This is a genomic window from uncultured Tateyamaria sp. (assembly GCF_947503465.1).
Classification (GTDB): domain Bacteria; phylum Pseudomonadota; class Alphaproteobacteria; order Rhodobacterales; family Rhodobacteraceae; genus Tateyamaria.
This window is the reverse complement of sequence record NZ_CANNDN010000003.1, coordinates 1-21,720: the sequence shown is the minus strand read 5'-3', so window position 1 is coordinate 21,720 and position 21,720 is coordinate 1. Positions and strand designations below refer to the sequence as shown.

Annotated in this window: 19 protein-coding genes; 6 read left to right on the top strand and 13 right to left on the bottom strand. The window is 63.2% G+C overall.

From position 1 onward, the window contains the following. Nucleotides 1-25: 25 nt before the first annotated feature. Complete coding sequence (dapA, locus tag Q0844_RS15925; RefSeq protein WP_299046860.1) at nucleotides 26-898, top strand: 4-hydroxy-tetrahydrodipicolinate synthase; 873 nt, start codon at nucleotides 26-28, stop codon at nucleotides 896-898. A gap of 122 nt (nucleotides 899-1,020) precedes the next feature. Here the strand turns inward: dapA and Q0844_RS15920 are convergent, their stop codons facing one another. The 8 genes from Q0844_RS15920 to Q0844_RS15885 all read right to left on the bottom strand — a co-directional run bounded on the left by Q0844_RS15920 (nucleotide 1,021) and on the right by Q0844_RS15885 (nucleotide 11,085). Next, nucleotides 1,021-1,893 (bottom strand): DmsC/YnfH family molybdoenzyme membrane anchor subunit, encoded by an 873-nt coding sequence (locus Q0844_RS15920; protein ID WP_299046859.1) that lies wholly within the window; start codon nucleotides 1,891-1,893, stop codon nucleotides 1,021-1,023. Further along, nucleotides 1,893-2,651: a 4Fe-4S dicluster domain-containing protein gene (locus Q0844_RS15915; protein WP_299046857.1), complete on the bottom strand. Its 759-nt coding sequence runs from the start codon at nucleotides 2,649-2,651 to the stop codon at nucleotides 1,893-1,895. Before Q0844_RS15915 ends, Q0844_RS15920 begins: the two co-directional genes overlap by 1 nt. Then, the gene (locus Q0844_RS15910; RefSeq protein ID WP_299046855.1) at nucleotides 2,648-2,857 is read right to left on the bottom strand and encodes a hypothetical protein; all 210 of its coding nucleotides are present in this window, start codon (nucleotides 2,855-2,857) and stop codon (nucleotides 2,648-2,650) included. The genes Q0844_RS15915 and Q0844_RS15910 overlap by 4 nt, the downstream gene beginning before the upstream one ends. Beyond that, a complete protein-coding gene (locus Q0844_RS15905; RefSeq protein ID WP_299046854.1) occupies nucleotides 2,854-5,670 on the bottom strand; it encodes a molybdopterin oxidoreductase family protein in 2,817 nt (938 codons plus the stop codon). Before Q0844_RS15905 ends, Q0844_RS15910 begins: the two co-directional genes overlap by 4 nt. Continuing rightward, nucleotides 5,670-6,737 carry an acetate kinase gene (locus Q0844_RS15900; protein ID WP_299046852.1) on the bottom strand — a complete coding sequence of 356 codons (1,068 nt, stop codon included), beginning with the start codon at nucleotides 6,735-6,737 and terminating at the stop codon, nucleotides 5,670-5,672. Before Q0844_RS15900 ends, Q0844_RS15905 begins: the two co-directional genes overlap by 1 nt. After that, the gene (locus Q0844_RS15895) at nucleotides 6,734-7,663 is read right to left on the bottom strand and encodes a phosphate acyltransferase (RefSeq protein ID WP_299046850.1); all 930 of its coding nucleotides are present in this window, start codon (nucleotides 7,661-7,663) and stop codon (nucleotides 6,734-6,736) included. Before Q0844_RS15895 ends, Q0844_RS15900 begins: the two co-directional genes overlap by 4 nt. A gap of 66 nt (nucleotides 7,664-7,729) precedes the next feature. Then, complete coding sequence (xsc, locus tag Q0844_RS15890) at nucleotides 7,730-9,511, bottom strand: sulfoacetaldehyde acetyltransferase (protein ID WP_299046848.1); 1,782 nt, start codon at nucleotides 9,509-9,511, stop codon at nucleotides 7,730-7,732. 122 nt (nucleotides 9,512-9,633) lie between these two features. Next, nucleotides 9,634-11,085 (bottom strand): PLP-dependent aminotransferase family protein, encoded by a 1,452-nt coding sequence (locus tag Q0844_RS15885; protein ID WP_299046845.1) that lies wholly within the window; start codon nucleotides 11,083-11,085, stop codon nucleotides 9,634-9,636. Between the two features lie 271 nt (nucleotides 11,086-11,356). On the opposite strand from Q0844_RS15885, the gene Q0844_RS15880 reads away from it, so the two are divergent. Next, nucleotides 11,357-11,722, top strand: coding sequence for a BrnA antitoxin family protein (locus Q0844_RS15880; RefSeq protein WP_299046842.1), 366 nt, complete (start codon nucleotides 11,357-11,359; stop codon nucleotides 11,720-11,722). Nucleotides 11,723-11,797: 75 nt separating this feature from the next. Then, nucleotides 11,798-13,147, top strand: coding sequence for a hypothetical protein (locus Q0844_RS15875; RefSeq protein ID WP_299046839.1), 1,350 nt, complete (start codon nucleotides 11,798-11,800; stop codon nucleotides 13,145-13,147). A gap of 71 nt (nucleotides 13,148-13,218) precedes the next feature. On the opposite strand, the gene Q0844_RS15870 is transcribed toward Q0844_RS15875, so the two are convergent. Continuing rightward, nucleotides 13,219-14,613, bottom strand: coding sequence for an aminotransferase class III-fold pyridoxal phosphate-dependent enzyme (locus Q0844_RS15870; protein WP_299046836.1), 1,395 nt, complete (start codon nucleotides 14,611-14,613; stop codon nucleotides 13,219-13,221). Nucleotides 14,614-15,007: 394 nt separating this feature from the next. Between Q0844_RS15870 and Q0844_RS15865 the strand changes: the two genes are divergently transcribed. From Q0844_RS15865 to Q0844_RS15855, 3 genes are all read left to right on the top strand, one after another. Next, the gene (locus tag Q0844_RS15865) at nucleotides 15,008-16,015 is read left to right on the top strand and encodes an ABC transporter substrate-binding protein (RefSeq protein WP_299046834.1); all 1,008 of its coding nucleotides are present in this window, start codon (nucleotides 15,008-15,010) and stop codon (nucleotides 16,013-16,015) included. 116 nt (nucleotides 16,016-16,131) lie between these two features. Further along, nucleotides 16,132-16,938, top strand: coding sequence for an ABC transporter ATP-binding protein (locus Q0844_RS15860; RefSeq protein WP_299046832.1), 807 nt, complete (start codon nucleotides 16,132-16,134; stop codon nucleotides 16,936-16,938). Further along, nucleotides 16,935-18,200 carry an ABC transporter permease subunit gene (locus Q0844_RS15855; RefSeq protein WP_299046830.1) on the top strand — a complete coding sequence of 422 codons (1,266 nt, stop codon included), beginning with the start codon at nucleotides 16,935-16,937 and terminating at the stop codon, nucleotides 18,198-18,200. Before Q0844_RS15860 ends, Q0844_RS15855 begins: the two co-directional genes overlap by 4 nt. A 48-nt stretch (nucleotides 18,201-18,248) precedes the next feature. On the opposite strand, the gene Q0844_RS15850 is transcribed toward Q0844_RS15855, so the two are convergent. The 4 genes from Q0844_RS15850 to Q0844_RS15835 form a co-directional block, all read right to left on the bottom strand. After that, nucleotides 18,249-19,103: a DUF547 domain-containing protein gene (locus Q0844_RS15850; protein WP_299046828.1), complete on the bottom strand. Its 855-nt coding sequence runs from the start codon at nucleotides 19,101-19,103 to the stop codon at nucleotides 18,249-18,251. 110 nt (nucleotides 19,104-19,213) lie between these two features. Then, nucleotides 19,214-19,615 (bottom strand): MAPEG family protein, encoded by a 402-nt coding sequence (locus tag Q0844_RS15845; RefSeq protein WP_299046825.1) that lies wholly within the window; start codon nucleotides 19,613-19,615, stop codon nucleotides 19,214-19,216. Nucleotides 19,616-19,677: 62 nt separating this feature from the next. Next, nucleotides 19,678-20,658 carry a haloalkane dehalogenase gene (locus tag Q0844_RS15840; RefSeq protein ID WP_299046822.1) on the bottom strand — a complete coding sequence of 327 codons (981 nt, stop codon included), beginning with the start codon at nucleotides 20,656-20,658 and terminating at the stop codon, nucleotides 19,678-19,680. 52 nt (nucleotides 20,659-20,710) lie between these two features. Beyond that, on the bottom strand, nucleotides 20,711-21,295 hold the full coding sequence (locus Q0844_RS15835) for a hypothetical protein (RefSeq protein WP_299046819.1): 585 nt from the start codon (nucleotides 21,293-21,295) through the stop codon (nucleotides 20,711-20,713). Nucleotides 21,296-21,720 lie beyond the last annotated feature (425 nt).

The window sequence follows — 21,720 nt, the reverse complement described above, 5'->3', positions numbered from 1 at the left end:
CCACACGTAAAAAAGGAGCGTGAGAATGTTCAAAGGTTCTATGCCTGCCCTCGTCACGCCGTTTCGTAACGGCGCTTTGGATCTGGAAACCCTCAAGAAGCTGGTGGAGTGGCATATCGGCGAGGGATCGCACGGCCTTGTGCCCGTCGGGACCACCGGAGAAAGCCCGACGCTGAGCCATGAAGAGCATGAGACGGTGATCGAGACGGTGGTGAAAGCGGCCGCCGGTCGGGTGCCCGTCATTGCCGGTGCGGGGTCCAACAACACGGTCGAGGCCATCCGCTTTGTCGAATGCGCGGCGAAGTTTGGTGCGGACGCGGCCCTTGTGGTCACGCCCTATTACAACAAGCCGACGCAGCGAGGCCTGATCGCGCATTACACGGCGCTGCATGATTGCGCGGATATTCCGATCATCATCTACAACATTCCCGGCCGGTCGGTCATCGACATGACACCCGACACCATGGGCGCGTTGGCCAAACTGCCCCGTATTGTGGGTGTGAAGGATGCCACCGGCGACCTGGCGCGCGTGTGTGATCAGCGCATGACCTGCGGTGCGGATTTTATCCAGCTGTCGGGCGAGGATGCGACCGCGCATGGCTTTAACGCGCAGGGCGGGGTTGGCTGTATCTCGGTCACGGCCAATGTGGCGCCCAAGCTGCTGAGCCAGATGCAGGAGGCCTGTTTGGCTGGGGATTATGCCACGGCGCTGGACATTCAGGACACGCTGATGCCGCTGCACAAGGCGATCTTTACCGAGCCGGGGCTGGTGGGCGCGAAATATGCCATGTCGCGTCTGGGGCTGTGTTCAGACGAGGTGCGGCTGCCGCTGACCGGGTTGGCGGACGAGACCAAGGCCAAGGTTGATGCGGCGTTGGAGCACGCCGGGCTGATGTGAGGGGTGGTGGGCAGATTGCCCACCCTACTCCCGGTTTGATCTCAGGTGCGGTGCGCGCAGAGCGCGCACCCTACGACCCGGGTGTTGGTGTGGTAGGGTGCGCATTTACTGCGCACCGCACCTTAGCGTTTGCCGTAGTAGAGGCCGACCACGTGTTCGGCTTCTGCAAAAAAGAGCCAGCGCGCGGCGAGTGCGCCCGCCACGTGGCTGATCACGGCGAGGGCCGCCACCCAGTGCGCGAAGGGCGCCGCCAGCAACAGGACCGGCAGGCCGACCATCAGCACAAGCGAGAGGATGCGCAGCTTGAGGCTGTGTTTGCGTCCGACCACGTAGGCAAATTCCTTGAGCAGGTAGTTGGTGCCGGTATGGGGCGGTTCGAACGCGCGCACGCTGCCCTTCGTGCCAAGCCCGGTCGCGGTGGCGAGGGTGGAGCCGGAATTGGCCAGCGCACCGTCGCCTTGCAGCCACAAGACGATCTGGATGACCCCCGCGACCAGCAGGAGCGCCACGGCCCATGTCACCTGCCCGGCCAGCAATGCACCGCCCGCAAGGCTGTAGCTGAGGAACATGGCCGGCGTGGCGGGGGAGTTCCAGCGGGGGATGGTCTTGAGCTGGGTGTAGATCATCGAGGTGGTGAAGACCGTCAGCAGCGAGAAGACTGCGCCGATGACACCCAGCAGGCCCCAACGCTGACCGAAAAAAACGAGGCCCATGCCATAGAGCGCCATGGCGATGAGTGCGGCGACTGCGCACCAGCCTTCGCGGCTGAGCCACGACGAGCGCCATTGCGTGAACGCCTTCATCGCGCGTTCGGGGTGGCCCAGGTGGAAGGTGGACGAGATCAGACCGCCCACCGCGCACAGGTACGCGATGGTGAAGAAGGCGAAGGCGGTCCAGCCGGTGACCGCCGGGTAGCCGAGGCCGAGGAAGGTCAGGAGGCCAAAGCCGATGCCGGAGAAGACGGTGAAGAAGATGACGGAAGGGGCCGGATGCATCAGAGTTTCTCCAACGTCTTGTCGAGCCAGCCGAGGAAGCCCTTGGCTTCCTGTGCGACGGGTTCGAGGTAGGGGGCGAGGATGTCGATGTCGCCTGCTCCGTCGGACAGCGTGTCCTTGGGGCGGGGTGGCAGGTACTTGTTCACCGGTTTGGTGCCCTGTTCGGGCATCAGGTCCATGCCGCCGCGTTCCGCGGTCAGTTTGGACACTTTGCTTTCGGGATCCGCGAAGTCACCGAAGTGCCGGGCGCCTGCGGGGCAGGTCCGGACACAGGCCGGTTCGCGGTCTTCCTCGGGCAGGTTTTCGTTGTAGATGCGGTCCACGCAGAGGGTGCATTTCTTCATCACCTTTTCGACGGCGTCCATTTCGCGTGCGCCATAGGGGCAGGCCCAGGCGCACAGGCCGCAGCCGATGCAATCGCTTTCGTTGACCAGCACGATGCCGTCTTCGACCCGCTTGTAGCTGGCACCCGTCGGGCAGACGGTGACGCAGGGCGCGTCCTCGCAATGCAGGCAGGATTTGGGGAAGTGGATGAGTTGTGCGTCGCCCTGCTGCGGCTGCACTTCGTAGCTGTGCACGCGGTTGAGGAAGGTGCCGGACGGATCGCTGCCATACGCATCCGTGTCAGACAGCGGCGCGCCGTAGTTTTCTGTGTTCCAGCCCTTGCACGAGATCACGCAGGCGTGGCAGCCCACGCAGGTGTCGAGGTCGATGACGAGGCCGAGCTTGCGTTCGGTCGATGGGGGAAGAGTTGTCATGCGGTTGCTCCTGCTGCTGGGGCAGGACTGGGGCGCTGCCCCAGACCCCGGAGTTTATTTGGCAAAGTGAAGGGAGCTGCATCGTTTTTCATGCCGATGGGGGCCGTGTTGCTCGCGTCCCAGTTGGCGATGAAGTAGATGAACGTGCCTATGGCGACTGCGAGGAAGGCCGCGATGGCAAGAAGGGTGCGCTGGATGCCGGTCATTTGCCCACCTTCCACGAGAGTTGCTTGGGCCCTTTGCCAACGGGGGATTTGATTGGCGTCATTGCCGGTTGGGATTCGGCGGGCGCGTCGGCCTTTTCGAGGCGCACCTTGAGGTCGAACCAGGCCGCCTGCCCCGTGATCGGGTCGGAGTTGGCCCAGCGGAGTCCGTCGCCCTTGGGCGGGAGCAGTTCGTGGATCAGGTGGTTGAGCAGGAAGCCCCTGGTGGCCTCGGGGGCGTTTTCATCGAGCGCCCAGGCCCCTTTGCGCTTGCCGATCGCGTTCCAGGTCCAGACCGTGTTTTCGTTGAGCGCGGCCATTTCCAGGACCGGCACGGTGATCTCGCCGTGGGGCGAGGTGACGCGTGCCCAGTCGCCGTCGGCGAGGTTTTTTTCGCGCATCAGCCTGGTCGGCAGGTAAAGCGGGTTGTGCCCGTGCAGTTGCCGCAGCCACGCGTTCTGCGACCCCCAGGAATGGTACATTGCCATGGGACGCTGGGTGAGCGCGGTGATGGGGAAATCGTCCACCTTGTTGTCGGGCGCGGGGTCGTACCAGATGGGCAGCGGGTCCATCGTGGCCTTGATCCGGTCGCGCAGGTGGTCGGGGGGCTGGCGACGCCCGTGACCTTCGGCGGCCAGTTGGAAGCGGCGCATGGGTTCGACGTAGAGCGAGAACAGGTAGGGTTGCGGGCTGTCGTAGAGGCCCATGCCCACGGCCCAGTCCTGATAGGCCGCATTCCACGGTTTGTAGTAGTTGGCGCCCTCGGGGATGTGTTCGACAAAGAAGCCGCCGTTTTCGATGTATCTGTCGAGTTGGTCCGGGTTCACGTCGCCGCGCCCGACCTGATCGCCATTGCCCCGGAAGCCTGCGAGCGGGCCGATGCCGGGTTTGCGTTCGTGGTTGACGATGTAATCGGCGTAGTCGGCGTATTTCTGGCTGCCGTCTTCGTTGGTGAAGCCGGGCAGGCCCAGTTTTGCCCCGAGGTCGCAGAGCACCGACTGGAAGCCGCGCACGTCACGGTCAGGTTCTATGACCGGCCAGCGGATGGCGTCCGCGGCGGCGTCCGCCTCGCAAATGGGCCGGTCGAGCAGGGAGATGCAGTCGTGCCGTTCCAGATAGGTCGTGTCGGGCAGGATCAGGTCGGCATAGGCGACCATTTCCGAACTATACGCATCCGAATAGATGATGCGCGGGATGACATAGTCGCCGTTTTCATCCTTGTCCGTGAGCATGTCGATCACGCCGCGCGTGTTCATGGACGAGTTCCACGACATGTTGGCCATGTACATGAACAGCGTATCGATCTTGTAGGGATCGCCCGCATGCGCGTTCGAGATCACCATGTGCATCAGGCCGTGCGCCGACATGGGGTTTTCCCATGTGAACGCCTTGTCGATGCGGGCGGGGGTGCCATCGTCTTTCAGCGCCAGATCGTCGGGGCCGTGCACAAAGCCGAGATGCGGGCCGTCAAGCGGGCAGTCCGGTGTCGTGTTGCAATGCGGTTTGGGGTGCGCCGTGGCCGGTTTCGGGTAGGGCGGCTTGAAGCGGAAACCGCCGGGCACCTCGACGCTGCCCAGCAGGATTTGCAGGACGTGCAGGGCGCGGCAGGTCTGGAAGCCGTTGGCGTGGGCGCTGATCCCGCGCATGGAGTGGAAGGAGACCGGGCGACCCTGCATTGTCTTGTGCGTCTCGCCCCGGAAGTCGGTCCATTCGTGGTCCAGCTCGAACGCCTCGTCAAAGGCGACGCGAGCGATTTCGGCGGCCAGTGTACGGATGCGTTTGGCCGAGATGCCGACGCGGTCGGCCACGGCCTCGGGCGCATAGTCGTCGCTGAGATAGCGTTCCGCCATGTGTTGCATGACGGTGCGATGGCTGAACCCGCCGTGACGGTAGGTGGCCGCGAGGTCCGGTTTGACGCCTTTTTGGTCAAAGGGCGTCAGCTTGCCCGTGGCGCGGTCCATCACCAGCTCCTTGCCATTGTCATCGCGTAGCAAGAGGCCGAATTCGGGGGACTTTTCATCGCCGTTCACCAGGCAGGGGGCGTTGGTGTATTGGGCGAGGTAATTCACGTCGATCTTGCCCGCCTTCATCAGGCAGTGGACCATCGACAGGATAAAGAGCCCGTCGGTGCCGGGCGTGATGCCGACCCAATCATCGGCCACGGCGTTATAGCCGGTGCGGATCGGGTTCACGCCGATGACGCGAGCGCCGCGCGCCTTGATCTTGCCGATGCCCATCTTGATCGGGTTGCTGTCGTGGTCTTCGGCCACGCCGAACAGCATGAACAGCTTGGTGTGGTCCCAATCGGGCTGGCCGAATTCCCAGAACGCGCCGCCCATCGTATAGATGCCCGCCGCCGCCATGTTGACCGAGCAGAAGCCGCCATGGGCTGCGTAGTTGGGGGTGCCGAAGTTCTGGGCGAAGAAGCTGGTGAATGACTGCGATTGGTCGCGGCCCGTGAAGAAGGCGAGTTTCGAAGGGTCGTCCTTGCGGATGGGCGCCAGCCAGTCGGTGGCGATCTGCAGGGCCTCGTCCCATTCGATTTCCTGAAACTCGCCCGACCCGCGGTCGCCCACGCGTTTGAGCGGTTTGCGCAGGCGGGATGGGGCGTTGACCTGCATGATGCCCGCCGACCCCTTGGCGCACAGCACGCCCTGGTTCACCGGGTGGTCGCGGTTGCCTTCGATATAGGCGACCTTGCCGTCCTTGAGGTGTACGTTGATCCCGCAGCGGCAGGCGCACATGTAGCAGGTGGTTTTGCGCACCTCGTCCGAGACTTTGGGCGACAGGTTGATATCCGGTTGGTCCTTGGGCATCAGGTGTCTCCTTTGATCAGGGTCAGGGCGTCGGTTGCGATCTGGCGTTCTTCGTCGGCTTTGACGACATGGACCGGGACATCTCCGAACAGTTCGAGATGCTCCATGATACGGGTGCGAATGGGCTCTGCGTTTTCGCCGATGCCGCCGGTGAAGGCGACGGCGTCAAGGCCGCCCATGGCGACAATGGCGGAGCCTGCGTGGCGGGCCGCCCAATAGCAGAAGTGGTCGACGGCCAGTTTGGCGCGGTCCGTGTCTGCGGCAAGCAGGAGCCGCATGTCATTGCTGCCGCCAAGCCCCTTGAGCCCGCTTTCGTGGTTGAGCATATGGGCGGCTTCGGAGGCACCGTAGATCTCGGCCAGACGCAGGACGGCCATGCCGTCGATGGCGCCGGAGCGGGTGCCCATGGTCAGCCCGTCGAGGGGCGAATAGCCCATGGACGTGGCAACCGACACGCCGTTGTGGATGGCACAGAGCGAGGCGCCGGAGCCCAGGTGGAAGGCGAGCAGGCGTTCCGGGAGCGCATCGCCAAATTGCGTGACGATCCAGGCATAGCTGAGGCCGTGAAAGCCATAGCGACGGATGCCCATGCTGCGCGGTTCCCGGGGCAGGGCGTAGGTGGTGGCGACCTCGGGTTGGCCCGCGTGGAACGCGGTGCCGAAGCTGGCGTATTGCGGCAGGTCGGGCGCGAGCGCCTGCAGCGCGCGGATCCCTGCGAGGTTGTTGGGGTTGTGCAGGGGGGCGAGGGGCGTGGCCGCCTCGATGCCTGCGATCACGGTGTCATCGACGGCGACCGGGTCCACGAGGGAGGTGCCGCCATGCACCACGCGGTGGGCGGCAGCGGTCAGGGTGTCGGGCGTGATCCCTTGGCGCGTGAGGCTGTCCAGAACGGTTGTCAGGGCCGCGTCGTGGTCGGGTGCGCTGACATTCTGGTCTTCGTCGCCCAGTTTCAGATGGGCCAATGCGCCGCCAATGCCGCTGACCTGCCCGGCCATCACTTCGGTCAGATCGGGCTGAAAAAGTGCCACCTTGATCGACGACGAGCCTGCATTGACGACAAGAATCATGGCGCGGCCATGATGGCCCCGAGGGCCACGGAAGACAGGCGCGCAGCCGGTGGGTCGGCGCGGGAGGTCAAAAGGATGGGCACCTTTGCCCCCATGACGATGCCACCCGCGCAGCCCCCGGCCAGGTAGACGAAGGATTTGAACAGGCCGTTGCCCGACACGATGTCGGGCACGATGATCGCATCGGCCTGGCCCGCGACGGGGTCGTCGGTCATCTTCTTGGTGGCGACCGATTTGGGCGACATGATCAGGTCAAAGGCCAGCGGGCCGGAGAAGTCGGCATCTGCGATGTTGTCCTGCGCCCAATCGCGCAGCGCGCGGCCTTCCATCGACGAAGGCACGGCTTCGATGGGGGATTCGGTGGCCGACAGGAACGCCACCTTGGGGCGCGGGTTGCCCAGTTTGTGCAGCAGTTTGACGACCTCTGCCGTCGCATCCTTGCGCGTGTCGATATTGGGGTTCACGTTCACCGCCGCGTCCGAGATCGTGATCGACCCGGTCCCGTCAGGCGTGGTGATGTGGAAGATATGGACAAAGCGGTTGCCGGTGCGCAGGCCTGCGTCACGCGACACCGCGGCACGCATGAACGCATCCGTATGGAGTTGGCCCTTCATCAGGACATCTGCACGGCCTTCACCACAGGCGACGGCGGCGGCCACACCCGAGGCCACCTCGCCCTCGGCCTCGATCAACTCAAACTGCGAAATGTCCCAGTCCAGCTTCTCGGCCTCGGCCTCGATCATGTGACGTTCCCCGGTGAACACCGGGATCATCATGTTGGCCTCGAACGCTTCCTTGGCTGCCAGCATGGGCAACGGCGCACCGGCGCGGGCAATCGCCACGCGCGGGCTGGCCGCCTTTTGCGCCATTTCGATGATGTGCGCGGGGGAGACGGCAGTGGCGTCGGACAGGAAGGATTGGGGCAAGAAACGGCCTTTCAAAAATGAAAAAGAGGGGACGGGCGCGAACCCGTCCCCTCGTTACCTAGCAGATCACGCAGCAGTTTGCGGAACCATATCGTCTTTGGAGATGCCAGCCACTTCGACGGGCTTCTTCATGGCGTCGCGGCGGAAGGGATCGCCCAGTTCCTGGTTGATCATCGCTTCGATCAGGGTGGTGATGCCGTTTTCCATCTGGTCCTTGATCGCCTGGTTCAGGGCGGCTGTCAGTTCCTCTTGCGTGCGGGCAACAACGCCCTTCAGGCCACAGGCATTTGCGATGCCGGCGTAGGACACCTGTTCGTCCAGTTCGGTGCCGACGAAGTTGTCGTCGAACCACAGGGTCGAGTTACGCTTTTCCGCGCCCCACTGGTAGTTGCGGAAGACGATCTGCGTGATGGCGGGCCATTCGCCGCGGCCGATCGCAGTCAGTTCGTTCACCGCGATACCGAAGGCACCGTCACCCGCGAAACCGACAACCGGCACATCGGGCTGACCGATCTTGGCGCCCACGATGGCGGGCAGACCGTAGCCGCACGGGCCAAACAGGCCGGGTGCCAGGTATTTCCGGCCCTCTTCGAAGGACGGGTAGGCGTTGCCGATGGCGCAGTTGTTGCCGATGTCGGACGAGATGATCGCCTCGACCGGCAGGGCGGATTGAATTGCGCGCCACGCCATGCGGGGGCTCATCCAGTCCGGCTTGGCCGCGCGGGCGCGCTCGTTCCAGTTGGTGCCGGGGTCGTCCTGTTCTTCGTTCATGGACGTCAGTTCCTGCGCCCAGGCCGATTTCTTCTGTGCGATGTTGGCCTTGCGGTCCTCCCGGCCTGCGTCGCCTGCGTCATCGGCCAGTTGGCTGATGATGCCGTTGGCGACTTTGGCAGCGTCACCCACGATGCCAACGGTGACTTTCTTGGTCAGGCCGATACGGTCGGGGTTGATGTCGACCTGGATGATCTTGGCATCCGTAGGCCAGTAGTCGATGCCGTAGCCGGGCAGGGTCGAGAATGGGTTGAGGCGTGTGCCCAGGCACAGCACGACGTCCGCTTCTGAGATAAGCTGCATGCCTGCCTTGGAGCCGTTGTAGCCCAATGGACCTGCGTAAAGCGGGTGGTTGCCGGGGAACGCGTCATTGTGTTGGTAGCCCACGCAGACGGGCGCGGTCAGACGCTCTGCCAGTTCCTGAGACGCGGCCAACCCGCCTTTGGACAGGACAACGCCGGCACCGTTCAGGATGACGGGGTTCTTGGCTTCGGACAGGATGCGCGCCGCCTCGGCCACCGAGTTCTGGCCGCCCGGGGACGCTTCGAATTCGATCGGATCGGGGATTTCGATGTCGATCACGTGCGTCCAGAAGTCACGCGGGATGTTGATCTGGGCGGGGCCGGACAGGCGCTTGGCCTGGCTGATCACGCGCGTCAGAACCTCGCCCACGCGGGTCGGGTCGCGGACCTCCTCCTGGTAGGCGACCATGTCTTCGAACAGTTTCATCTGTTCGACTTCCTGAAAGCCACCTTGACCAATCGTCTTGTTGGCGGCCTGTGGGGTTACCAAAAGTAAAGGTGTGTGGTTCCAGTATGCGGTTTTGACGGCCGTGACAAAGTTGGTGATGCCGGGGCCATTCTGCGCGATCATCATCGACATCTTGCCGGTGGCGCGGGTGAAGCCGTCGGACATGAAACCGGCGGAGCCTTCATGGGCGCAGTCCCAGAACGTGATGCCCGCATCGGGGAAGATGTCAGAAATCGGCATCATGGCCGAACCAATGATACCAAAGGCATGTTCGATGCCGTGGCGTTGCAGGCATTTCACAAAGGCTTCTTCAGTGGTCATTTTCATGGGGCAGTCTCCAATAGGGGCGGGGGCGTCGAATCGCCCCGGATGAGTTGGACCTGAGGTTAGTGCCAAGGGGGATGCACGGTTAGGGCCAGTTGGCGTGTCCATTTAAGTCCAGGTCGTAGTTAAAGGTGTTTGGCGATAAGGCCAATGCCGTCCCGAATGCGATCGGCGTTGATCGACGAATAGCCAAGCCGGTAAAATCCCTGTGGCTGATCGGCCCCGGAAAAGAACGCGTGCCCCGGTTCGATGAGCACACCAACCTCTTGCAATTGCTGCGCAAGGACCCGCGTATCTACGCCTTGCGGCGCGCGCATCCAGTAGGATGATCCGCCAAATGCGCCTTGGCCTGCAATGTCGAGGCCGTACGTATCGATGGCCTCTTGCATCGCGTCGCGCCGGGTGTGGAGCGCCGCGCTCATCTTGCGGATTTGCGCATCATAGTGCCCCATCGACAGGAAATAGGCCGCAGTCCGCTGGATGTGGCCCGGCGGGTGCCGCAACACGGAGGTGCGTAGCGCCCGTGCCTCGCGCACAAAGGGTTCGGACCCCACCAGATAGCCCAGCCGCAGCCCCGGAAACAGCGACTTGGAAAAGCTGCCCACATAGATCACCCGCCCGTCCACATCCATGGACTTCAGGGCGGGTGAGGGCGGGTTGAGAAAGGACATCTCGAATTCGTAATCGTCCTCGACAATCAGGGCGTCCAGTTCGCGGGCGCGGTCCAGCAGGGCCTGCCGGCGCGGCATCGGCATGGTCGAGGTTGTGGGGCATTGGTGGCTGGGCGTTGAAAAGATCACGTCCGTGTCGGGTGGAATGCCGTCGGGCGGCAGGCCGTCACGGTCCACGCGCACGGGGGCCAGATGGCAGCGCGATTGGGTCAGAATCTCGCGCAGGGCGGGGTAGCAGGGATCCTCGAACGCGGCGGTGCGGCGTTGGGTCAGAAGGATCTGTGCGGACAGCCAAAGCGCGTTCTGGGCACCAAGGGTGATCAGGATTTGATCGGCGTTGGCCGAAATGCCCCGGCGTGGCAGCGTGTTGCGCTGGATAAACTCGATCAGCTGCGGGTCGTCCCGGTCAAAATAGTCCGAGGTGAGCGCCGCAAAATCCCGTTGCCCAAGCGCTTGCAGGGCGCATTGCCGCCAATTCGTGTGGTCAAAGAGTTGCGGGTCGGTCTGGCCGTAGATGAACGGGTATTTGAACCGCGCCCAATCCTGCGGTTTGCTGAGGGTATGGCCGCCCGAAAAGCGTTGTCCGATGGCGCGTGTCCAATCCACCGCGTCGCCGGATGCGGGTTGCGGTTGGTAGCTGGGTGGGACGGGCGCGTTGGCCGATACGTAGTACCCCGACCGGCCCCGCGCGGTGAGGTAGTCGGAGGCCACCAGTTCGGTATAGGCCAGCGTCACCGTGATCCGGCTGATGCCCAGGTGGGCGGCGAGCTTGCGGGTCGAGGGCAGCTTTTCTCCCGACCCGAAACGGCCCGACAGGATGCCGTGGGCAATCATCTGCTGCACCTGGCTTTGCAAGGTGCCCTGGTGGCCGGGCTGCAAGAAGAAGGTTTCGACGGGGAGAGCCATGGGGGTACAGTAATCTGGACCTAAGCAGAAAGCAATCTGGCATTAAGCAAAGACGAAAGTGGTGCGCGTTGTCCATACAGAGCGCGCTGCAATATCATCATTAATGAGATTATTTGTATCATTAATGGCGTTGCGATGCAAGTGATATCCTGAAAACCGCGATGCACATCCTGTGCACAGCCTGTGCACAGGCCGTACACCGCGCGGTCATATCACCCGGGCTTAACCGAACCTTGCGAAGGTACGGGCTGTTCAACCCGAGGAGGTGCCGATGCCGACCCCAACGAAAACCACCGCCCGCACCCAAGCGATGTACGAGCTTGAAGCGCTGCAAAACGATCTGTTCATCAACTGGATCGACCAAAGCCTGCCGGACACATGGAACGGGTTTGATATCGACGACCCGGTCGAGCCGCACAAGACGCGTGTCACCCTGCGCATGGACAGCGACATGCTGGCGTGGTTTCGCAAACTGGGCCCGGGCTATCAGAAACGGATCAACCGGGTCGTGCGCGTCTATTGGCTATCATTGCTGTGCGGGCATATCGAAGGGTATCCATCCGACAACGTGTTGCCGCGCCTGGAGATGGAGGCGCGTCGTCTGCAAAAAGAAATACGGGCCCAACGCGCGGGGTAGCGGGACTGACGGCGATGCACGGCTGCGGTCACAGGAGACTTGCCTGACGGGCCACGTCTTGCGCATGCTGGTGCCATGACAAAGCACCTGTCCTTTTGGCTGGGCGTTTTTGCGGCCGCCCTTTTGATCGTCCCGATTGCGGCCGGGATCATGGGTGCGGCAGAGCAGGAACTGCGCCGGATTGCTGTTGTTGTCTTTGTCTTTGTCGCCGGTTTGGTCCTGGCCCTGGTCGTAGCGCTGTTTTTTCGCGACTGGATCCTGCGCAAGCTGTTTGGCCGGGCCGAGGCCACGCTGGATGATGTGAGCGCATCGTTGATCGCGGGCGTGTCGGCGGCATCTGCAGGCGACCGGGATGCGGCGACGGCCCATGCGCAAGCGTTGGTGCAGCGCGGGATGGGCTGGTACGCGTGGACCAACTTTTACCGCTGGGTGATCGCAACGGCGGTGGCGCTGCTGCTGGCATTCGGGGCATTCATGGGCACCGTGCTGCTGTTCGAGCAGAATCGGAAGCTGGGAGAGCAGACCGAGGTGCTGCGGGCGCAGGGCGAGCGGCTGGCTGAGCAGACCGGGTTCATGGAAGCGCAGACGGCGTTGATGCAGGCGCAGACGGAGCGGTTGGAGGAGCAGACCGCGGCGGCGGCGATGCAGAATGAGATTATGTCGTTGAGCCTGGTGACCGAAATTCGTGCACAGATGCTGGCCACCATAGAGGAACGCTCGTTGGGCGAATGGTTGCAATTGCATGGCTCTGTCGGTGCGGACATGCCGTTGGCCACCTATGCGCGCACCGAGGAAAGCTGTCGGGTTTGGCTGGATCAGGCGCACATCCTGGCGTCTTCACCCAGTGCAGCGACCGTTGGCGCCATCGCCGAACTGACGGCCAGAGGGACCTTGGGAGAGGACGTGTTGGGTGCGTTGGAGTTGTTGACCCGCGACCGCAATGGCGGCGTGGCGCTGGGCGCGATTATGGTTCTGGATCTGGTCGGGCACCCGACCGGCACCGGGACGGTACGCATGCAGAACGTGATTGTGGAGGACCGTGTGCAGTTTCGGTCGGATGCCCATGCGTTGGAGTTTGACGGGTCATATGTGACCGGATTGCGATGCGAGGGGTGCGAGGTGCAGATGCAGAATTCCGTCTTTTACCAGGTCACGCCGCATTTGCTGGGCGGTACCGGCAATCTGCATATTCCCTTGCCGCGCGACGAGGACCCGGAGGCCGAGGGGTATTTGTGGGACGGGATTAACGTGACGCCCGCGACCGAGCGCCCGACGGATTTCGATTTTGTGCTGCTTGGCGATGCGCCCTATGTGGGGTGGTCCCGACAGGCGTGGATGCACGAGCCGACGGATGGGACCGTCTGTGAAGAAATGGCCGAGATTGCGCGCGGCAACCCGCTTTTGACCCTGCGCGCCCCGGAATAGGGCGGGGGATACCCCCCGCCTTGCCAGATTCAATATGCCCCGTAAGGCGCAGGTGTCCTGCGCCCCCCAGCTTACCCGAACACCCGGGTCAGCGCGCCATCCACCGCTTCGACAGTCTGGTCGATGTCGTCCTTTGTCGCGATCAGCGCGGGCGAGAAGCAGAGCGTGTTGTTCTTGCCCGGCAGGGACCGGTTGGTCGCCCCGATGATCACAGCCTGCCCCATGCAGTCCTTGACCACCGCTTGCACCTTGGCCTCTTCTGCCGGGTCGCGGCTGTCGCGGTCTGCGACCAGTTCCGCGCCCAGGAACAGGCCCTTGCCGCGGACGTCGCCGATCACCGCGTGCTTGTCCTTCAGCGCGTGCAACTGGTCGAGCATGTAGTCGCCCATGGCGACCGTGTTGCCGAGCAGGTCCTCGTCCTCGATGATGCGCATGTTTTCGAGCGCTGCCGCCGGGCCTGCCGTGCAGCCACCGAAGGTGGAGATATCGCGGAAGTAGTTCATCGGATCGGACGTGTCGTCCTTGAACATGTCGAAGACGTCATTGGTTGTCGCAAGGCACGAGATGGCGGCGTAGCCGGAGGCGACCCCCTTGGCCATGGTCACCATGTCCGGTTTGATGCCGTAGTGCTGGTAGCCGAACCATGTGCCGGTGCGGCCCACGCCGCAGACAACCTCGTCGATGTGCAGCAGGATGTCGTATGTCTTGCAGATCTCCTGCACGCGGTCCCAATAGCCCTCTGGCGGCACGATGACGCCGCCGCCTGCGGTGACAGGTTCAAGGCAGAGGGCGCCGACGGTGTCGGGGCCTTCGCGCAGGATGACTTCTTCGATCTGGTTGGCCGCCCATTCGCCGTAGTTCTGATCCGGCGCGCCGTCCTGTTCGTGCTTGCGGTATTCGAGGCAGTGCGGGACGCGGACGAAGCCCGGCGTGTAGGGGCCGTATTGCGCATTGCGTTCGTCCTGTCCGCCCGCCGACAGGCAGGCGATGGTGGTCCCGTGGTAGTCGCGGTCGCGGTAGAGGATCTTGTGCTTCTTGCCGCCGTAGCGCTTGTGCGCGATCTGGCGGACCATCTTGAACGCCTTCTCGTTCGCTTCGGAGCCGGAGTTGGCGTAGTAGACGCGGTCGAGACCGGGCATTTTCGTGAGCAGCTTTTCGGCAAAGAGCGCACCTGGGATCGAGCCGACGGTGCCGCCGAAGAAGTTCATCTTTACGATGGCGTCGCGCACGGCATCGCCCATGGATTCGCGGCCATAGCCGACATTGACCGTCCAGACCCCGCCGGACACGGCGTCGATATGTTCGATGCCTTTCTGGTCCCAGACGCGCAGGCCCTTGCCCTCGATGATGATCTTGGGGTCGGCGCCGGTGAAGAACGGCTGGTGCTGGATCAGGTGGTGCCACACATTTGCGCGGTCGGCTTCGATCACGCGGCTCATATCGTTTTCGTTGAACGTTCCGTCCATGGGTCAACCTTTCGAGACGTGGGGGGCGGCCCATGAAACTAAGGGCCGAACAGGCATGCTGACGCGCACAATCGCTGAGAATCTGGTCACAACAGTAGGGCCAGTTCGGGCGCACAAGTAAAGCCAGTTTAACGCCAGACCGCGAAGGGTGCCGCGCGCGTGCTGCCGATTCCCCCTTGTTTTCATGGCTCTGTGGGAAATTCAGGATTCCTTAAGCGACACTTTACCCGCACAAATTTATGACAGATGCCCCGATTTTACGTTGATCCGCGCAGGATTATCGGCTCGGATCACGCCAGCGCCGCGCCATGCGCGTGCGACCAGAGGCGGACCACCGCCCAAACCGATCCAAACGCGGGCTCCACTGTCCGCGAAAAAACACGGGAGTTAAGACATGACATTCAAGACAAAGCTGATGGGTGCCGTTGCAGCCACTGCGATGCTGGCCGGTGCCCAGGGCGCCGTGGCGGCAGGCCATGGCGGCGAGATCACCGTCGCCTATTTCCTGGAGTGGCCGATGCCCTTCCAGTTCGCCAAAGAGACCGGCATGTACGAAGAGGCCATGGGCGGCACCAAGATCAACTGGGTGAGCTTTGACACAGGCACCGCGATGTCTGCCGCCATGGCGTCGGGCGACGTTCAGATCAGCGTGTCCCAGGGCGTGCCGCCCTTCGTGGTTGCGGCCTCTGCCGGGCAGGACATCCAGATCGTCGACGTGGCCGTGTCCTATTCCGAGAACGACAACTGCGTTGTCGCGTCCGGTCTGGAGATCGACAAGGAGTCCGCAGCCGAGCTGGCCGGCAAGAAAGTGGCCGTTCCGCTGGGCACCGCGGCCCATTACGGCTTCCTGAGCCAGATGAACCACTTTGGCGTCGACCTCGCGTCGCTTGACGTTGTGGACATGGCCCCTGCCGAAGGTGCGGCTGCACTGGCGCAAGGCTCTGTCGACATGGCCTGCGGCTGGGGTGGCGCGCTGCGCCGCATGAAAGAGTCGGGCAACGTCCTGCTGACCGGCGCGGAGAAGGAAGAGCTGGGCATCCTGGTGTTTGACGCCACAACCGCGCCTGCCAACTTCATCGCCGAAGAGGGCGAGCTGCTGAGCCAGTTCCTGGCCGTGACAGCCGAAGCCAACGCGATGTGGGCGGACGAAGCGAACCACGCGAAAATGCTGCCCGTCATCGCGAAAGACGCCGGCATGGACGAAGACGCGACAGCCGCGACGCTGGCGACCTTCAAGTTCCCAACCGTCGAAGAGCAGCTGAGCGAAGCATGGCTGGGCGGCACAGCGCCGACCTTCATGAAAGGTGTGGCGGACGTGTTCGTGAACGCGGGTTCGATCGACAGCGCGCTGGACAGCTACGAAGGCACTGTGAACACAGGGCCCCTGTCGTCCATCAACTAAGACGATGTGATCGGGCTCGTGCGCGTTTGCGTGCGGGCCCTTTCATTTGAGACCGAGGCGGGGCGAACCCCGCCCAACCGGGTGTCCGCGGGCACCTAAGCGACAGGTGGGAACCGATGTCCGGACTTTCAATTCAAAACCTTTCGATGCGCTTTGACCTGCCGGATGGCGGGCATGTGCAGGCGCTGCAAGATGTGTCGCTGGACCTCAAGGCCGGTGAACTATTGAGTGTGCTGGGCCCGTCGGGCTGCGGCAAGACAACATTGCTGAACATCGTTGCGGGCTTTTTGGCGCCGACCGATGGCAAGATGATCCTGAACGGTCACGAGATCAACGGACCAGATGCCGAACGTGGCATGGTGTTCCAGCAGGGAGCGCTGTTTGAATGGATGAGCGTGCGCGAGAATGTGGGCTTTGGCCCGTCGATGAAGGGCATGCCGAAGACCGACAAGGCAGAGATCGTGGATCACCTTCTGGATGTCGTCGGCTTGCAGGACTTCAAGGAGAAGGCCGTCTACGAATTGTCGGGCGGCATGCAGCAGCGTGTGGCGCTGGCCCGCTGTCTGGCCAATGACCCCGATGTGATCCTGATGGACGAACCGCTGGGGGCGCTTGACGCGCTGACCCGCGAGAAGATGCAGTCGCTTGTCCTGAAGCTGTGGAAGGAGACGGGCAAGACCATCATCCTGATCACCCATTCGGTCGAGGAGGCGCTGCTGCTGGGTGAGCGTCTGTTGGTCATGGCGCCGCGCCCGGGCCGCATTCACAAGGAATACCGCCTGCCATTCGCCGAGATGGGCGTGGGTCAGGACCTGCGCGAGGTCAAGAAGCACCCCGAGTTCGGGGAGCGGCGCGAGGAAATCCTGGGCATGATCTGGGACATGGAAGAAGAAATTATGGGCCGCACGGAGGCAGCGACATGATCCCGTTTCTGATTTACGTCGCGATCTTTGTGGTCGCGTTCTTTGCCGTCACCAAGATTGCGCAGCGTTCGGCCATTTCGGATTACGGGTCGCTCAAGACCGTGACCTTTGGCGATGAAAGCGCCGTGACGCCCAACCGGGCGGCCAGCATCATTTCGATCCTGACCATATTCCTGTTGTGGGGCATGTTCACGGGGTCGTCCCTGTTGCCCAGGTTCCTGCATGCGCCGGGTCCGTTCGCGGGCACCGGCACGTTCGAGTATACCGCGCAGGCGGGCAATGACATCGACAGCGCAACCGTGACCGTTCTGGTGCATCCGATCGACACCCCGACGGACGCCCCGGAGGTCGACCCCGGGGACGGCTGGGCCAAGGATGACAGCATTGCCATCGGTGTCTGGCGGTCGGGCCTGTTGCGCGTGGACCGCAATGACGAGTTGGGCCGCGGAGAGGGCGCTGAGATCACCGAGATCAACGGCCAGAAGGTCCAGCCCGGCGACACGGTTGATGTGGGTTTTGGCACCGTGACCATTTCCGACAAGGGCACGCCGAATATTGCCCCCGCGAAGGGCTGGCAGATGGAACCCATCTGGCTGCCGTCCCCCGAGGCGGTGGTGCAGCGCGTGGGCGAGATTGCGAGTGAGGGGTTTCGCGGGTCCACCCTGTGGGAACATCTGGGCTATTCGCTGTTTCGCGTGGTTGTCGGATTCTTTTTCGGCGCGCTGATCGGCATCCCGCTGGGCTATGCCATGGGTCTGTCCAACTGGTTCCGGGGCTGGTTTGATCCCATCGTGGAATTCATGCGCCCGGTGCCGCCCCTGGCGCTGATCCCGCTTGTCATCATCTGGGCGGGGATCGGCGAGACCGGCAAGATCATCCTTCTGTTCCTGGCCGCCCTGTGGATCATGGCGATTGCTGCAAGGTCCGGTGTGAGTGGCGTGAAGATTTCCAAGGTGCATGCCGCCTATTCGCTGGGCGCCAGCAAGGCGCAGATCATGCGCCATGTGATTGTGCCGAACTCTTTGCCCGAGATTTTCACCGGCGCGCGCGTCGCGATGGGTGTCTGTTGGGGCACCGTTGTGGCCGCCGAACTGGTGGCCGCCGAGCAGGGCGCAGGCATGATGATCATGGTGGCGTCGAAGTTCCAGAACACCGACATCGTCATCATGGGGATCATCCTGATCGGCATCATCGGCTTTGGCATCGACATGCTGATGCGCTACGCCGAAAAGCTGCTGGTGCCGTGGAAAGGCAAGGGCTGAGGCCTGCGGCCGAGCCTTTGGAGAGCGGCGCCCGCGTGGCGCCGTTTTCTATTCCGCCGCCTGTGCGATTGTATCGGCTGCGGCGTTCAGCCCCCAATCATACGCATAGCCGCCGATCTGGCCGCTGGCATCCAGGGCGGCCCGCAGATCCGGGTTGGCGCGGCTTTTGATGTAGGCGAGGACCGATGCCTCGGTGCCGCCGAAGTCTTCGCGGAACCAGCCATAGATTTTCGAGACGATCACGCGCCCGTCCCCGGTCAGGGTGACCCCGCGCGGATCATGGATATAGGCGTGTTCCGCCGCGTCCAGCTGCGCATTGAGCGTTGCGCCTTGCCAGGCCTGCGGTGCCAGGTTCGGGCATCCCACGGCGGCACAGTTGAGGGCATAGTGAATGCGGGGATCGGCGAACACCGGGCGGATGATGCCGTGTTCGATGTCATTGAGGCTGAGCCGGGCGCCATTGACCCGCAGATCGGCATCCGCCCACGGCCCCAACCCCAACAGCCCGTCGCCGATGTCGCGGATACTGTCCACCGGGTAGTGATCAAGGATCACGCGGATGGTTTGGGCATTGTAGAGGTTGATCCAGTAGGCCAGTTGCTGGTTGCGGTCGAGTTGCGCCGGGTCCACCTGCTGCATCGCGATCAGGAAGGTTTCAAGCGCCCCCTTGTCCGCTTCCGTCACCTGCGCATACCGCACCCGCGCCGTGCCGTCCGCCGCCTGGTGGTGGTACCGGTCGAGGAAGCCGTTCAGCGCAGCATAGTCGGGTTCGCGTCCCGGGGTCGTGGCGATCCTGAGCCACCTGTCGGACATGAGGTCTGCCGTGGGCGCAAAGAGCCGTTCCATCGGCATGCACGCGGAAAAGGTCAGAAGAGCGAACAGAGCGGGCAGCAGACGCGACATGGGGCACCTTTGAGGTTTGTGGTGCTTGTGATGTCAGGTCAGGCGCGCGCATTTCCAGTGATCTCTCCTGGATGTGCGCACGCGCGATTGATCCGTGTTCGCCCGTGATCCTAGGTGGTCGCAAGTGCGGTAACCACGAGATAGGCCAGAAAGAGCGTGCCGAAGGACCCCGCGCCGAAGCCGAGGATGCGGATGAACGGGAGGCCGGTGTAGTAGAGCGCCACAAAGGCGGCACGCCCCGCCACGATAATCGCGGCCGTTGTCTGCGCGGCCGCGCTGTCGAGGCCCAGCACGGCGGCCGCGGCCAGCACCGGCACGATATAGGCCGCGGATTCCGCCTGGTTGCGATAGGTCCGCTCGATCCGCAGCCCCATGGGCGTGCGGTCCACGCGTGGCCGGTTCGAGGAAAAGCCGAAGCCGAACCCTTGCGTGGCATAGGTGTAGAGGATTTCGACGGTGATCGCTGTCATCGTGATCAGGGCAAAAGCAAGCAGCGCGGCGGTTGGGGTCATGGGGTGTGTCCTTTGGGGGTGGTGTCCCCGCCAACACCGTGGCTGGCGGGGGGGGTGATGGATCAGGCAGAGGGCAAGCGGTCGAGCCATGCGCGCACGGCCTGACCGATGGCGTCGGGGTGCTCTTCCTGCACAAAGTGAACCCCTTCGCCCAGATGGACGTCATCAAGGTTGGATGCGTTTGCCTTGATAAAGTCCACGGCGGGCGGCGGGATCAACGCGCCCGGCGTGACATGCAGCAACAGCTTGGGCAGGTCCGAGGAAAAGAGCCACGCGCCGTTGTCGGTGATCACCTGCGTCGTGTCCGCAGGTTCGCCCGCGATGGGAATCTGGCGCGGCCAGACAAGGGTTGGCAGGCGGCTGGCAGGCGTCGGGAACGGAGCGCGGTAGTGCTGCATGACCGCGTCGCCGAGCGGGGTCGCGACACCGAACTTGCCCAACACTTCTTCGACAAAGAAGTTCTGGTTCAGGACCAGATCCTCTCCGGCTGGTGAGCGGAGCAGGCCGAACAGTTCTGCGCTTTGCGGCCCCATGGCTTCGAGGCTGGGGGCGGGCATGGCGGGGGGAACAATCGCCTCCATGAACGCGACGCCGCGCACGTTTCCTTCGTTCAGGCGCGCGTAGCGCATGCCCAGGGCAGAGCCCCAATCGTGGATCACCAGCGTGATGTCGCGGAGATCGAGTGCGGCGATGAACGCATCGAGATATGCGGCATGTTCCGCAAATGTGTAGCCGATGTCGGGTTTGCCGCTGTCGCCCATGCCGATCAGGTCAGGTGCAATCGCGCGGTACCCGTCCGTGACATGGGGAATGATATTGCGCCACAGATACGACGACGTGGGATTGCCGTGCAGGAACAGAACAACGGGCCCTGTCCCTTCGTCGACATAGGCCATGGTCGAGCCGTTGACCGCGACCGTCTTCTTGGTGAAGGCCATCTTGGCGGACGGGCTGCTTCCCTCTGCGAGGGCTGGCAATGCCCCCGTCACCAGCGCTGTTGCTGCGACACTGCCCAAGAGCGTGCGGCGGTTCAGTTTGGACATGTTGTTTTCTCCCTTTTTTGGTTCACTGATTGGTGAATAATAGGCAAGTGTCTCAGGTCATATCGGCCACTGCCTGATGGGCGATATGAAGCAGTTGGTGTTCCGGTCGCCCGGCCCGCCTGAGAATGCACAGGGCAACATGGGTGCCCATCAGCGCGTCGGCCTTGCGGGCCAGATCAGGTGGTTCAATTCCGATGTCGCCACGTGCAGCGGCGCGGGTCAGCGCATTCAGATGGGCCGCACGAATGCGATCAAAGAATGCGTTCATGCGTGCTGCCACTTCGGCGTCATCTGCGATATCCTCTTGTGATGTGCTGCACACCATGCAGCCATTGCGCCCGTTTTCACCTGTTGTATCTGTGGCGAATGCGGTGAACAGGTCCGCGATGTCGGATATGCAAGCGGTTTCGGCTTCAAGCGGTGCCAGAAGGGTCCGGCCCGACAGGTCGATGAAGTCATCCAGTGCCTGCATGAACATCGCCCGCTTGTCGCCGACACCGTTGTACAACTGCCGCCGGTTCAGCCCTGTGGCCGATTCCAGGTCCGACAGCGAGGTTTCGGCATAGCCCTGCGCCCAGAACACCCCCATGATGTCCTGTTTCAGCTTGGTCTGGTCATATCCGATTTGGCGGGCCATAGGTGTTTATATTCACTGGTTGGTGAATAAAGCAAGGCCGATGTTGAGGAAATGTGAATGTGGATGCCCGGTGCGCGTCTGCCAGTGCCTGTCGGGACGCGTGGGCGTGCCCGGTGCAGATGTGCGGTGCAGGGGGGGATGGTGGCGCATGACGGGACGCGACCGCTGCACTCAGCGTAGCGGCGGAGCCGGTGCGCGTCAGTCAGCGCCCATCGGGACGCGTGGGCATGCCCGGTGCAGATGTGCGGTGCGGGGGGGATGGTGGAGCATGGCGGGACCCGACCGCTGCACTCAGCGTAGCGGCGGAGCCGGTGCGCGTCAGTCAGCGCCTGTCTGGACGCGTGGGCGTGCCCGGTGCAGATGTGCGGTGCGGGGGGGATGGTGGAGCATGGCGGGACCCGACCGCTGCACTCAGCGTAGCGGCG

Bases quoted from the DNA above. Each gene is read 5' to 3' on its own strand.
- dapA (WP_299046860.1), top strand. From the start codon at position 26: ATGTTCAAAGGTTCTATGCCTGCCCTCGTCACGCCGTTTCGTAACGGC.
- Q0844_RS15920 (WP_299046859.1), bottom strand. From the start codon at position 1,893: ATGCATCCGGCCCCTTCCGTCATCTTCTTCACCGTCTTCTCCGGCATC.
- Q0844_RS15915 (WP_299046857.1), bottom strand. From the start codon at position 2,651: ATGACAACTCTTCCCCCATCGACCGAACGCAAGCTCGGCCTCGTCATC.
- Q0844_RS15910 (WP_299046855.1), bottom strand. From the start codon at position 2,857: ATGACCGGCATCCAGCGCACCCTTCTTGCCATCGCGGCCTTCCTCGCA.
- Q0844_RS15905 (WP_299046854.1), bottom strand. From the start codon at position 5,670: ATGCCCAAGGACCAACCGGATATCAACCTGTCGCCCAAAGTCTCGGAC.
- Q0844_RS15900 (WP_299046852.1), bottom strand. From the start codon at position 6,737: ATGATTCTTGTCGTCAATGCAGGCTCGTCGTCGATCAAGGTGGCACTT.
- xsc (WP_299046848.1), bottom strand. From the start codon at position 9,511: ATGAAAATGACCACTGAAGAAGCCTTTGTGAAATGCCTGCAACGCCAC.
- Q0844_RS15885 (WP_299046845.1), bottom strand. From the start codon at position 11,085: ATGGCTCTCCCCGTCGAAACCTTCTTCTTGCAGCCCGGCCACCAGGGC.
- Q0844_RS15880 (WP_299046842.1), top strand. From the start codon at position 11,357: ATGCCGACCCCAACGAAAACCACCGCCCGCACCCAAGCGATGTACGAG.
- Q0844_RS15875 (WP_299046839.1), top strand. From the start codon at position 11,798: ATGACAAAGCACCTGTCCTTTTGGCTGGGCGTTTTTGCGGCCGCCCTT.
- Q0844_RS15870 (WP_299046836.1), bottom strand. From the start codon at position 14,613: ATGGACGGAACGTTCAACGAAAACGATATGAGCCGCGTGATCGAAGCC.
- Q0844_RS15865 (WP_299046834.1), top strand. From the start codon at position 15,008: ATGACATTCAAGACAAAGCTGATGGGTGCCGTTGCAGCCACTGCGATG.
- Q0844_RS15860 (WP_299046832.1), top strand. From the start codon at position 16,132: ATGTCCGGACTTTCAATTCAAAACCTTTCGATGCGCTTTGACCTGCCG.
- Q0844_RS15855 (WP_299046830.1), top strand. From the start codon at position 16,935: ATGATCCCGTTTCTGATTTACGTCGCGATCTTTGTGGTCGCGTTCTTT.
- Q0844_RS15850 (WP_299046828.1), bottom strand. From the start codon at position 19,103: ATGTCGCGTCTGCTGCCCGCTCTGTTCGCTCTTCTGACCTTTTCCGCG.
- Q0844_RS15845 (WP_299046825.1), bottom strand. From the start codon at position 19,615: ATGACCCCAACCGCCGCGCTGCTTGCTTTTGCCCTGATCACGATGACA.
- Q0844_RS15840 (WP_299046822.1), bottom strand. From the start codon at position 20,658: ATGTCCAAACTGAACCGCCGCACGCTCTTGGGCAGTGTCGCAGCAACA.
- Q0844_RS15835 (WP_299046819.1), bottom strand. From the start codon at position 21,295: ATGGCCCGCCAAATCGGATATGACCAGACCAAGCTGAAACAGGACATC.